The organism is Mucilaginibacter sabulilitoris (assembly GCF_034262375.1).
GTDB lineage: Bacteria > Bacteroidota > Bacteroidia > Sphingobacteriales > Sphingobacteriaceae > Mucilaginibacter > Mucilaginibacter sabulilitoris.
This window is the reverse complement of the sequence record NZ_CP139558.1, coordinates 1108673-1122397: the sequence shown is the minus strand read 5'-3', so window position 1 is coordinate 1122397 and position 13725 is coordinate 1108673. Positions and strand designations below refer to the sequence as shown.

Sequence of the window (13725 nt, the reverse complement as noted above, 5' to 3'; positions counted from 1 at the left end):
AAAAAGCGGAATTATGAAATCAACAAATAAAATATTAGTCATTTTGCTCATTGCAGCAGCAATTGCAGGATGCAAAAAGAGTTTTTTGGATCGTCCATCAAACTCGCAGATCAGTTCTAATAATTTTTACAAAAGCACTTCAGATTTACGATTAGCCACTGCAAGTCTTTACGGCGGTGCGCCATGGTGGGGATGGCAGAACAACGCTTTGATACCACTGGGTGATGTATTGAGCGGAAATGCTACTTATCAATGGAACAACGATTTAGTTCAGCTTTATACGCGTACTATTACAGCTCAAAATGGGTATCTTTCTGGTGGCTGGACAGGCTTGTACAATGTTATAGGACAGGCCAATTCGGTGATTAATGCTATACAAAAACAGGCGGATTCTTCTATCCCAATAGCTGATAAAAACGCTGCCATAGCAGAGGCTAAGTTTATTCGTGCTGTAGCTTATTATCATTTGGCTGTATACTGGGGGGCAGTACCTATTATAGAAGATAATAGCAAATTGATAAAAGATCCTTTGCTTACCCGTAACATTGTTTCGGACGTATATAAATTTATTGCTAAGGATCTCACTTTTGCGTCGCAAAACCTTCCTAAATCAGATGCACCAGGAAGGCTAACCACCTGGTCGGCTCAGGGGATGCTGGGCAAAGTATACTTAACGATGGCCGGTTGGGGTAAAAACGGCACACGGGACCAGGCATTGCTGGATAGCGCTAAAAAATACGCTGGCAATGTGTGTAAAAGCAGCGGATTGTCGTTATTCAGCAGCTATTATAACCTCTTTAGGACACAATATAATGATTCACCAGAATCATTATTCGCACTTCAATGGGCTGCAGGAGTAGATTATGGCAACGGTAACGCCTGGGTAACCTATTCGCCCAGCAACGATATAAACCCACAGAAAACAGGTGCATGGACAGCTTTGGCACCAAGCTATGACCTGTATCTGACGTATACCGCAAAAGACACCCTAAGGCGTAAAGCCACTATCATGCTCACCGGCGATTATTACCCTGAGTTGAACGCAGCAGGAGGCGGCTATACAGCAACTCAGGTATGTATGAAAAAACATATTATCGGCAACGAAAAAGATAATAACGCACCAACAATGACCATCTGGTCGTCTCCGGAACATAATGCCATTCTCAGATTGGCTGATGTGTATTTGGTGTATGCCGAAGCTATTTTGGGTAACAATGGTACTACAAGCGATGGTGATGCACTGACCTATTTTAATAAAGTAAGGGAACGGGCAGGTATTGATCCGGCATCTACGCTAACCGCCGACATGCTGCTTAAAGAAAGAAGAGCTGAATTTGCTTTTGAAGGACAATATTGGATAGACCTGGTGCGCCTTTCTTATTATAATCCGCAAAAAGCCCTTGATATCATCAATCATCAAAAACGGATCGCTTTTTCCTATGACCATGCTACGCAAATAGCCCAGCCGGATACCACAGCCCCATCACCAGCCCTTCCGGCAACAATCAGATCGTTTACATTGCAAATCCCAGCATCCGAAGTATCAACTGACCCGAAATTGTCTGATCCACCGGTACCTTATTATTAATTAGAACATTTAAAACATATTGTTATGAAAAAGAAATCATACCAAAGCTTGTGTTTTTTGCCGCTTTTGTTACTGATAGTGGCCTTATTACCAGCTTGTAAAAAGAACAATGATGCCGGCGCCCCTCCTGTTATTGAAAACATCAGGAGTTATGTGGCCTCTCCCAATGATACGGTTTTGCATAAAGCTGTGGCAAACGGCCAATGGGTAGTAATAACAGGGAAGAATTTGCAAAATGCCACTCAAATCTATTTTGATGGAGTCCCTGCCAATTTCAATACTGCTTTATTTGCTCCTAACAGTGCCGTAGTACAAATACCTGTAATACAGTTTTCAACTATTGATACTGCCAAGTTGTATACAGTAAAGTATGCTACAACAGCGGGTTCAACAACGTTTGCCTTTAAATTAGGCCCGGCAGCGCCTACAATTACGGCAATATCCAATGTGTTTGCCGCCCCGGGCGACTCTGTTTATTTATATGGCACAAATTTAGTGCTGGTTCAACATTTTTTATATGGAGGAACCCCGGTCCCGTCGTTTAAATCAAATTCTGACGGCACTTCCCTTGGCTTTCTGATGCCGGCAACAACGCCCACCGATCAGATTTTAGTAGACGCAAAATCCGGTACAGCAAATTTTAAAATTGTTGCGATACCAACGATTACAGGTGTTTCAGACGAAAATGCCAGCCCGGGCGATTCAGTGTTTGTTTATGGTACATATCTTAAAAACATCCAATCCCTGTCTTTTGCGGGTACACCTATTACTTCCTTTAAATCATCAAATGATGGAAGTTCCGTTCGTTTTATTTTGCCTGCCTTAACGCGAAGCGGGCTGGTATCTGTTAATACAAAATTTGGCTCGGCCGCTACTGTTTATAATGTGAACGACGTTGTAACCGGAAGAATATCGGATTGGGAATGGGGCGGAAACTTTAATTGGCAGTGGTGGGGTGGTTCCTACTACACCAGCGGCAGTCCCGATTTTCCAGGCAATTCGACACAATATATGGTGTTGAAAACCGGTATTTTATCACCTGCTGAGGGAAATACATATTCCAGTTATGCAATACGTATGAATGGAGCCCAGTGGGTGCCGACAGCCAATATGAATGACCCGGTTAGCAATTGGGCATTTAAATTCGAGGTAAATGTATCCAAACCATGGAATGGCGGAACAATTGATATTTTGAGTGGGATAGATAGCAGCCCTATAGCCAGGTGGGAGCCATGGCAGAAAACGGCTACCACTACCGCGGCGTATACTACAAATGGCTGGATAACTGTAACTATTCCATTGTCTTCTTTCCGAAAAACCGATCCAACGCTTGGGGAAGGAAAAGGGGCTCCTATATCCAAAATTGCGGACCTGTTAACCGCTTCAGGAAACAGTGAATGCTTGGTTTATATACATAATTATAGTACTTCGGCAACAGCAACAGGGTTTTATGGTGCTTTTGACAATTTCAGAGTTGTCAAAATTAAATAAACAACTTAAAGCCCCACAACAGACTGTTAATGTGGGGCTTTAGCTAACAAAAGACAACTTTTCCATTAAAAATTCAGATATGAAGATGAAAAAAATTAAGATGGGGTATAAAATTGCAGGAATACTTTTTGCCGCTTTAGTTACGGCTTCCTGTAAGAAAAGCTCAGCGCCATCTCCGCAACTTACACTTGGCAACATAACGGATACCATACCCGAAGGTGGCGGAACCGTTGCCTTGAAGTTTACAAGTAACGCCCCCTGGAGTGTGGATACGACCGGCATTGGATGGTTACAATTAAACCAAACATCTGGCAATGGGGGCGGTGCCGTCATCAATTTAACAGCAGCTGCAAATTCATCAGGCATGAGCCGTTCCGTGCTTTTAAATATAAGTTCGGCCAATGGCCAAAGCAGAAGAATTTCTGTTATGCAGGATGCCAAAATTTACCCATCATATAATATATCTCCCCAAGCGCCAGATGCAACCGGCATGAACAGTACGGCTACGCAATTGGTAGCAAATATTAAAATGGGGTATAATATCTATAATACAATGGAGGCACCAGGTGACGAAACAGGATGGGGAAACCCGGTAATTAGTCAGCAATTGATTAATCTGATTAAAAATAGTGGAATGAATGCCGTAAGGATACCTGTTCAGTATGATATGTCACACATCATCAACAGGGCTACAGCAAAAATAGATCCTGCCTGGCTCAGCCGGCTTAAAGACGTAGTGCAATATTGTATTAATGATAATATGTATGCAATGGTTGATATTCATTGGGACGGTGGCTGGCTTGATTGTACAGCAACAGGAGCTAAACAGGATAGCATTAATGCTAAGCAAAAAGCATATTGGGAGCAGATAGCCACAACCTTGAGGGATTTTGACGAGCATTTAATGTTTGCCAGTGCCAACGAACCCAATGCTACAGATGTACCAACATCAAACGTATTAATGCGTTATCATCAAACGTTTATTAATGCCGTGCGCAGTACTGGCGGTAAAAACAATTATCGTACGTTGATTATTCAGTCGCCTTCAACTTCAATCGATTTGGCTAACGAATACTTGAAGTCAAGTAATGTGTTTAAAGTAGTGCCATTACCCGTAGACCCGACTCCTAATAAAATGATACTTGAATTCCATTATTATACCCCATCAAATTTTTGCATATTATCTGCCGACGCCAGTTGGGGCAAAGAATCTTTTTTCTGGGGAAGCAGCCTTCATACAAAAAATCCGCTGTTCCTGGACCGAAACTCTGCAGCCTCCACAGAAGAACGTTATGTAGATTCTATATTCCATACGGCAAAGGTAAACTTCGTGGATAAAGGGATCCCTATGATTATGGGGGAATACGGTACAGAATATCATGCCGATAAATTAAAAGGCTATCCAACGGATTCGCTATTGTCCGTTAATTCCCAGATGCATTTCTATCGTTATGTAACACAACAAGCCAAAGCAAATGGTGTGCTGCCATTTTTATGGGCAAGCGATGTGTTCAACCGTCAAACCAACACCATAGGAAACCAGCGCACATTGGATTCACTGAGAAAAGGAGCCGGTTTTTAAGCGTAGGTTAGATTTTAGAGTAAAAGACTATCAAAATCTTGAAGCTGTTAACCATAAGAGCAAGGTAATCCAATTTAATAAGAGAAAGTTAGTTGATTATAAGTAAATGCCTGGGGCTTTAGTCTGGTCCCGGCATTTTTTTACCTCAAACACTTCAAATTTAAAAACATGTGTGAAGAGGACGCCCCGGTTCAAACTTTAAAATGATTACTAATCAATCAGGGCGGCCCCAATTAAATAAGAGAGATTTTTGTTGATTATAAGTGAATGCATGGGGCTTAACAAAGCCCCTGTATTTTTTTCTTTATATCCTTCAAACTTCAGCCATCTTATCATAAGGATGATAGCATACAGTAAAAAGTTTAAAGATATATATGGTTCTTGCAAAATGTCCGGTTACATGTTACTAATCTCTCGACGGAATATAGGTAAATCGCTTTTTTAACCGTAGAAACGGTTTTTCAAAAAAAGTATAAGACAACAGGGAAATAATAACCGTAATGAGAAAAGCGATAACGAAACCAACATCGTTTTTCCATTCATACAAACCAACCATGGTGCTAAAAGATACCAGTTCATCCTTAAATATCTGATAGACCAACCAAAAAATGGTGATATGAAACACGTACATTCCATAAGAGATGCGCCCCAGATACACCAACGGAGCTGGCATTTTTTTTGCCCGGCACCCATAGAAAGACAAAAAGAACAGTACAACTCCGGTAAGTATCAATAACCAGCCAGCTATTGCTTGTGAAATGGTTGAAAGGTGTGGAGCGTCAGCATGAACTTCGCATACTATTGAGGCCAACAGCCAACATACCAACCCCGCCATAAATACGGTAATTCGGGTAACTACGTGCCATTTAGGTTGCCAGCCCTTTAAATAAACGGATAAGAGGATACCTATCGCAAAAAACTGGAATTGCACAAAGCTGTTTGTCCACTCACCGCTAAATCCTTCTGTAGGTTTTTGAGCATAGTAGATAACAGTTGCGTAAGCCGCCAAAAGTGCAAGAAATGAAAAAATTTTTAGCCCTCGTTTACCTGCATAAAATACCACCAATGGGAGCAAAATATAAAGTTGTTCCTCAACAGAAATACTCCAGAGCGGGTTAATGGGATAAGACGGAAGCCAGTTATGGAAAGTAATATACCAGTTACCGGAAAATAAACTGAATGCCAATTGCGTCCCGGGTGATATATACCCAAATTTGTCCGAGAGGTGAGTAACCAACACCATTCCAAAAAAGAAGGTAAAATACAATGGCCAGATACGAAGGATGCGTCTGATATAAAAAGACCTGATACTGATTTTTCCAAATTGTTCCTGCTCCTTAGTAAGCAATTCTGTTATTAAGAAGGCACTGAGGAAAAAGAAAAGCGGAACGCCAAAAACCCCTATTAAACTAATGTGATATCCCCAATAATATTGCGCCGGATCAATTGGCGCAAGGTCCATCCGGTGTGTTAAGAATACAAACAGAAATGCGCAAAGCCGAAGCAGATCTAACTCGGGCTTATAATACCTTGTTGGTACCATATAAAAGTTTAGTTAAGTTCGAGGTTGATCTACTATGACGCACCGCAATATCCAATTAAGATATCATAGATACATTTTTCTGCGCTAAATCCCAAGTGTTTTGATATCTAAAGTTGCCGGAGACAGGCCTGGAGCAGTAACTGTAAGTTTAATATCACCGGCATTATGGGTGCTCCTGATAACAATCATCGCCTGCCCGTGCCATGCCTTCCGTGAGCTGCCCGTATAGGCGTCAAAATCTTTGATATCGGCATTGTCAACTCCGGCTATGGTACCTGTCCCCTCAAGCTTAAACCGCAGGTGATCTGTAGCATTAGGTTGAATTACCCCATCCTTATCCGTTACTTCAATTTTCACGTATGACAGGTCCTGACCATTCGCCCGTATTTCTTTTCGGTCGGCCATCAGCCTGATCTTTGCAGCATTACCGGAAGTTTGCAGCATAGCGGACCCTGCCTCCCTGTCATTTTCAACAGCGACAGCTTTCAGGAGCCCCGGCGTATAGGGCACCGAAAAAATTGCTTTATATTCCTGTTCTTCTGTTGTTGGTTTTTCACCGAGCAGTTTATTGTTGAGATAAAGCCTTACTTTGGGATATTTCGAATATACTTCAACTTCAATTTTCTTCCCCTCAAAACCCGGCCAAGTCCAGCTTTCCCAGGTCGGCCATACCGACCATCTGGTCTCTTTAATTTCCAATGGCTCCGGGTTTGGTTCACGGACGGCCATGTATAACTCCTCCTTGTCATTGTACAGCAAGCTCCGGTAGTGCGATATAGGTTTTCGCCACCCAATTAAATCTATATCACCACAATAAGCGGCATGCCAGGGGAAAAAATCGTTTTCCCAATTCTCTCCGGGCACATCCCCCGAATAATATGAACGCCCGATTCCTGACTCACCTAAATAATCAATGGCCGACCATACAAAATCACCAATGATATAACTGTTATTTTGCACCAGTTTCCAATTGACAAACGCATCCCGCGGATAGGACTCCGTCTGCACAATAATGCGGGAGGGTATCCTTTTATGATCAGCAGGGGCGCTTTGTAACTGATAATTATAGCCGCAAACATCGTGAACAGCCATAAGCGGATCAAAAGAGTTCCATTCATTCCCCCAGGTAACAATAGCAGATGTAACCGGTCTTGTTGTATCTATATTTTTAACGGTACCCGCAAGCATTTTAGCGGTTACAACCGCTTCGGGTGTTTTTCTTTCCGACACTTCATTACCAATACTCCACATAAAAATTGAGGGATGGTTCCTGTCACGCAGTACCATTGTTTCCAGATCACGTTTCCACCAATGGTCAAAATATACCGAGTAATCGTATCTGTTTTTACCGCCTCTCCAACCGTCAAAAGCCTCATCAATAACCAATAAGCCTAACCTGTCACAAACATCTAAAAAAGCTTCGGAGGGTGGATTATGCGATGTTCTTACCGCGTTGAAACCTGCAGCTTTTAACAACTCTACCTTACGCTCCTCGGCCCGGTCAAAAGCAGCAGCACCCAGGCAACCATTGTCGTGATGCACACATCCTCCGTTTATCTTAACCGTTTTGCCGTTAAGTTGAAATCCATGCTCAGCAGTAAACCTTATAGTGCGTATACCGAAAGCCGTTTTTGTTTCGTCTATAATATCATTACCTTTTAATAACTGGATTTGAGCCCGGTACAGATCAGGATTTTCAGGCGACCATAGCGAGGGTTTTGATACTGTTATAGTTTGCGTAATTTCCTTTTCGCTGTTGGCCGGAAGTTCTAACCTGATAGCGTTATTTCCCGCATCTTTATCATGCGCCGACAATAACTGGGTGCTAATAACGAGCTTTTGCGCAAAGGCGGTTTCGTTCTTTATCACAGCCTTAACCTGAACCGAGGCCTGTTTTGCCGATACTTCCGGCGTTGAAACCGCAACTCCCCAATCGGCCACATGTACCGGATTAAAGACCCTCATCCAAACATGGCGATAGATCCCCGAGCCGCTATACCATCTGCTGTTCATTTGCCCTGAATTATCTACACGTACAGCTATTACATTCTCTTTGTTCAAATTCAGATATGGTGACAGGTCATAACTAAATGAAGAATAACCATAGGGACGAACGCCAAGTGATTTCCCATTGATAAACACTTCGGAATTCATGTATACGCCCTCAAAGTAAACGGTAACACTTTTTCCATTCCACTCACGCGGAACCCTGAAAGTTTTTCTATACCAGGCAATGCCCGCCGGAAAGTAACCGCCTGCACCCCCGGTTGGATTTTTAGGATTTATCTTTCCCTCAATACTCCAGTCATGTGGCAGATCAAGCCTGCGCCAGTCAGTATCTTTGAAATCGCTTAACCTGGCCAGGGAGTCATCGCCCAGCTTGAATTTCCAATCGTCATCGAACAATTGCTTCCGCCCCATAACACCCCGGGGTTGGGCGAAACTTAAAACACTACAGGCCAGAAACAGGAAGGCCGTCGTTATTGCTTTCATAAAATGAGAACTTTATACAGTTACTTAACTGCAATTTTAATCTTCTGAATAATATTACGGGATGAGTTACCTAACTCCAAGATGTATTCACCGGCCTCTGCGTTCCAGTCTTTTTTTACTTCATCATAAAATGCCAGGTCAGCAACTTTCACCTGCATTTTCACTGTTCTGGTTTCGCCGGGTTTTAAAAATATCTTTTCAAAAGCTTTAAGCTCCTTCTCTGGACGCAATACCGAACAAACCGGGTCGCTTACATATAACTGGACAACTTCGGCTCCGTATAAGCCCCCGGTATTGGTGATCGTAAACCTGACGCGGATCGTTTCATCTTTTTTATAGCTTGATTTATCGGTCAAAAATTTACTGAGAGAAAAATCAGTGTAGGAAAGACCATAGCCAAAAGGGAATTGCGGCGCTATGTTCTTCGTATCGTACCAGCGATATCCGACCAGTACACCTTCCTTATAGTCGGCCGTCGCACCTTTTCCCGGATAAGTATTCAAACTGAATGCAGGTGAATCGTGTAAAGAAACCGGGAAGGTAAAGGGCAACTTGCCAGATGGATTGATAAGTCCTTTTAATACGTCAGCCAGGGCATTACCGGCTTCCGACCCGTTAAACCAGGACCAAACAATGGTATGGTTTGATCTTTTAATTTCACCCAGGTCATATGGTGCGCCGGCCATAACTACAATAATAGTATTGGGGTTAACGCTGCTCACGGCATTAACCAAGACCTGTTCTCCAAAGGGCAGTTCCAGGCTCTTACGATCATGGGCCTCGCTCTCATATTCCCGGTTTGAGCCAATACATAAAATGGCCACATCGCTGGCTTTTGCAAGCGCCACGGCCTCATTAATCAGGTTTTGATCGGGTTTATCATAGCCGCGGTTTTGTTCGTCAGTTTTGCTGGCCAGGTAATTGGCTCTGTAACCCTGTGCAAAACTGATACTGGCGGTGTTTCCAAACCTTGATCTTATGCCCTCCAATGCGGTAACCTCATGTTTAGCCTTTACACCCGCGCCGTAGCCACCTAAAGCGAATGTACGTACAGCATTATTTCCGATCACAGCAATACTTTTGATCGCGCTTGCTTTCAGGGGCAATAAATGATTCTCATTTTTTAGCAAAACGACAGATTCTGAGGCGATATCATAGGCGGTTTTAGCGTGCTCCGGTGTAGCAATTGATCCTTTAGGGTGATTGGTGCTCATAGAAGTATGATACATGAGCCATAAGATCCTGCTCACTTTATCGTCGATTGTTTTTATCGAAACCTGGCCGGCTTTAACAGCTGTGAGCAAAGGCTTGGCAAAATACCATTGATCATACGGTCCGCTTGATCCCATTTCAATGTCAAGTCCATTGTTTGCGGCTTCAACTGTATGATGCGTCCCGGCCCAGTCTGACATGACCACACCTTTAAAGCCCCATTTGTTTTTTAGTACCCTATTTAGTAAAAAATCATTTTCAGAACACCAATAATCATTCAATTTATTGTAGGCAGACATAATCGTGTAAGCATTCCCTTGCTGTATGGCGGCTTTAAATGCCGGGAAATAGATTTCCTGTAAAGTTCTTTCATCAACTATCGTGTTTACGCTATCACGGTCAAGTTCCTGGTTATTGGCAGCAAAATGTTTTATACAGGCTGCTACATGTTGACTTTGAATTCCTTTTACAGATTGAACGGCTAACTGGCTGTTCAGATAGGGATCTTCGGAGTAATATTCATACGTGCGGCCGCAAAGGGGCATTCTGCAAATATTAAATGCCGGAGCAAGCATCACGTTCTTTTTACGGGCATTTGCTTCCTCCCCTATAACCACCCCGTATTTATTGGCCATTACCGGATTCCAGGTAGCCGCTATGGCCGATCCAGTCGGTAAAAATGTAGCAGAATCAGTTGTCCAGTTAGCCGAGGCCCAATCAAAACGCTTTATTTCTTCACGCACGCCTAATGGTCCGTCATCACATGTCAGTTCAGGAATGCCTAAGCGGGGCACGCCCGCTGAAGAAAATAAAGCATTACCATGAAGCATGCCTATTTTTTCTTCCAGTGTCATTTTCCTGATAATACTGCTGATGCTGGCTTTAAGAGACTTTTCACTTTTATGCTGCGCCGAAACCTTGCCGGAAAAGAATAGCAAGATAACACAGGCAATTGTATATTTCATAAATATTATTTCTTGATTTATTGGTTAACATTATTTATCAGCAGCTGTAATTTCAATAGCCGATGCCTTTAACCCCGGCGACGTTGCTTCTAAAGTGATCTTTCCAGGCCCCCCGGTTGATTGTACAATGACCTGCGCATACCCGCTAAACAGTTTCCGTTTATAGGACGCTGCGGAATAAACCAGTTGGATCAGGCCGGGATCGGTATTTACGCTTGCCCAGATATTGGCTTTTAGTAAAGGCGTAGCCACGATGGCGATGATATTGATGCCCGGGTGCAGCAACGAAGCTTCCAGTTTAAATTCAGGGTTCCCACTCTCCGCTTTAATTTCATGCCCGATCTCCTTACCGTTTATATAAATGCTTTGTACCTTGCCTATACCTTTACTGAAAAAGGTAGTGACCGCGCTTGCGAAATCTGCCGGCATAGTAAATCCGGCCCTGTAAACTACAGCTTTTACCTTTTGGCCAAATTCGTCATCCCTGGTATCTTTAAAAGCGTTTTGCCAGCTGCTGTCATCATAGTCTGATGCAACTTCGGCCCTGACATTCAGATTGTCCACGAACTTTTCTTTCAAATTGCCGATTTGAATAAGGTCAATCTTTTCCAGGTATTGATCAGCTTCGAGCGAAGTAGGATCACCGTTGCCAACGCCTATAATTTTACCAGGCCCCTCAATTGAAAAACCTATCTCATTTTCGGCTGTCGGCATCCTCAGATTGTTTTTATCATTTGCTAGTACAGTGATTACGGCAATATCTTTGCTATCGGCCTTGATAGCGTTCCTGTTAGCCTGTAATTTAATACCGGCTGGCGCTAGGGTAGTTTTAACAACATCATCGCCTGCTTTTACCCCATTTTTATAGCCTATGGCTTCGAGTGTTCCCGGCTCATATTTTACCGGCCATTCCAGGTGCCCGTTTAGCTCCATCTTTTTTTTGCCGAGGCTCTTTTTATTTAGAAAAAGTTCAACCTCGTCGCAATTACTATAAGCGCACACACGTATTTCCTGGCCTTCTTTACCCTGCCAGTTCCAATGCGGCAACAGGTGTACGACGGTTTGATTAGTCCACCACGACTTTAAATAATAGTAGTCGTCCTTGGGAAAACCACAGGCATCGAGCATACCATGATACGATTCGATTGAAGGCCATCCAAAAGGCGTAGGTTCGCCCCGGTAATCAAAACCTGCCCATATAAACATCCCTGCCAGGTACGGGCGCGAAGCATAATGTTTCCATCCTTGCTCCAGGCTGTAGAAAAAATCGTTTTGCTTTCTGTCATACGCGGCAAGCTGGTGCCGGTTCATATCATCCTCATAGATACCCCTTGATGTTACTGTCGATCCTTCCTCCGTACCCCAGCTAAACTGATCAGGGTACTTTTGATGCTGTACATCCGTATTTTTAGTAGCCACGTAATTGTATCCCAGGACATCGATCACCGTAGATATTCCGGAACCAATGCCGCCGCTTATGGCTGCGGTGATATAGCGTGTTGAATCAATCGATTTGGCAAAAGCCTGCATCGTAGCAGCTATCCGAGCCCCGGTAACGGTGCCTTCTATGGCCCATTCTTCGTTCCCTATAGACCAGCTTATAATGCTGGGATGGTTACGATCCCGGAGGATCATCCTTTTGACATCATTCAACTCCGTTGATGCCACACCCATTAAGCGGTTTTCGTCGATAATCAGCATACCTAATCTATCGCATGCATCCAGCAGTTCGGGTGTTGGCGGGTTATGCGAACAGCGATAGGCATTGCAACCCATACTTTTCAGGGTGCGGATACGAAAATCCTGTAAAGCATCGGGCATGGCAGTGCCCACACCGGCATGGTCCTGGTGATTATTGGTCCCTTTTATTTTAACATGTTTTCCGTTCAGAAAAAAGCCTTCATTAGCATCAAACCTGATGGTGCGGATCCCAAAGGTTGTTGTATAACTGTCAGCAATGCTTCTGTTCTCTTCAACCGTAGTGACGAGCCGGTGCAGGTAGGGGCTTTCGAGCGACCATAGTTTGGGATTGTTAACAGATAAAATGCTTTTCACATCCTGAGATGCAAAGGGTTTCAAAGTAAGTCCTGACAGCTTGCTTGTCGCGAGTGATTTACCATCGGTATCAACAATGGTTTGCGTTATGCTAAAGCTCCTTTCTTTTTTATCGTTATTGATAACAGTAGCCGTTACTGTAACATTGGCAGTATTATTCTTTAATTGGGTTGTAACAAATGTTCCATTTGATGCAATATGCAGTTGGTCTGTTTTATTAAGCCACACATGCCGGTATATCCCCGCACCTTCATAGAACCAACCCTCTTCCATAGTTACGTCAGCCCTTACAGCTATAACATTATTGCCGCCATAATTTAAATATTCAGAAATATCATATTCAAAGCTGTTATACCCGCTGAGTTCGGTACCTAAATAATGACCGTTTATCCAGACTATGCTGTTCCGGAAAACACCGTCAAATGCAATCGAGATATGCTTACCGAGATCGCCGGCCGGGATAACAAAAGTTTTACGGTACCAGCCTACACTGGCTTCCGGAAAGTTACGGCCAATAGCCTTCGATCCGTGGCTTAAAGTACCCTTTGGGCTAAAGGGTTGTTCAACGGCCCAGTCATGCGGAAGATCAATTTTACGCCACCCCCTGTCATCAAACTCCGGCGACGCAGCACCGTCACCGTATCCGGTTTTAGCGAAATAAGAGAAGCCGCCTGTGCCATTATAAAAATCATTTGAGGCATCATAAGCGTGCCCCAATGCGAACCGCCAGTCATGATCCATTGATAAATGTTCTCGTGGCGAAACTGGTGGTTTTGTATCTGTGGCAACCGCTGTT

General features: G+C 43.4%; 7 protein-coding genes. 3 read left to right on the top strand and 4 right to left on the bottom strand.

The genetic code is table 11. The annotated features are described in order from the left end of the window. Nucleotides 1–13: 13 nt before the first annotated feature. From SNE25_RS04940 to SNE25_RS04930, 3 genes are all read left to right on the top strand, one after another. Nucleotides 14–1588: a RagB/SusD family nutrient uptake outer membrane protein gene (locus SNE25_RS04940; protein ID WP_321563978.1), complete on the top strand. Its 1575-nt coding sequence runs from the start codon at nt 14–16 to the stop codon at nt 1586–1588. Between the two features lie 24 nt (nt 1589–1612). Beyond that, entirely contained in the window at nt 1613–3079 is a 1467-nt protein-coding gene (locus tag SNE25_RS04935) for a glycan-binding surface protein (RefSeq protein ID WP_321563977.1), read from the top strand. An 85-nt stretch (nt 3080–3164) separates the two neighbouring features. Beyond that, nucleotides 3165–4661: a cellulase family glycosylhydrolase gene (locus tag SNE25_RS04930; RefSeq protein ID WP_321563976.1), complete on the top strand. Its 1497-nt coding sequence runs from the start codon at nt 3165–3167 to the stop codon at nt 4659–4661. 406 nt (nt 4662–5067) lie between these two features. Here the strand turns inward: SNE25_RS04930 and SNE25_RS04925 are convergent, their stop codons facing one another. The 4 genes from SNE25_RS04925 to galA form a co-directional block, all read right to left on the bottom strand. Next, a complete protein-coding gene (locus tag SNE25_RS04925) occupies nt 5068–6204 on the bottom strand; it encodes an acyltransferase family protein (protein ID WP_321563975.1) in 1137 nt (378 codons plus the stop codon). An 84-nt stretch (nt 6205–6288) separates the two neighbouring features. Then, nucleotides 6289–8697 (bottom strand): glycoside hydrolase family 2 TIM barrel-domain containing protein, encoded by a 2409-nt coding sequence (locus tag SNE25_RS04920; protein ID WP_321563974.1) that lies wholly within the window; start codon nt 8695–8697, stop codon nt 6289–6291. A gap of 20 nt (nt 8698–8717) precedes the next feature. Beyond that, the gene (locus SNE25_RS04915) at nt 8718–10874 is read right to left on the bottom strand and encodes a glycoside hydrolase family 3 C-terminal domain-containing protein (RefSeq protein ID WP_321563973.1); all 2157 of its coding nucleotides are present in this window, start codon (nt 10872–10874) and stop codon (nt 8718–8720) included. A 30-nt stretch (nt 10875–10904) separates the two neighbouring features. Next, on the bottom strand, nt 10905–13670 hold the full coding sequence (gene galA, locus SNE25_RS04910) for a beta-galactosidase GalA (protein WP_321563972.1): 2766 nt from the start codon (nt 13668–13670) through the stop codon (nt 10905–10907). Nucleotides 13671–13725 lie beyond the last annotated feature (55 nt).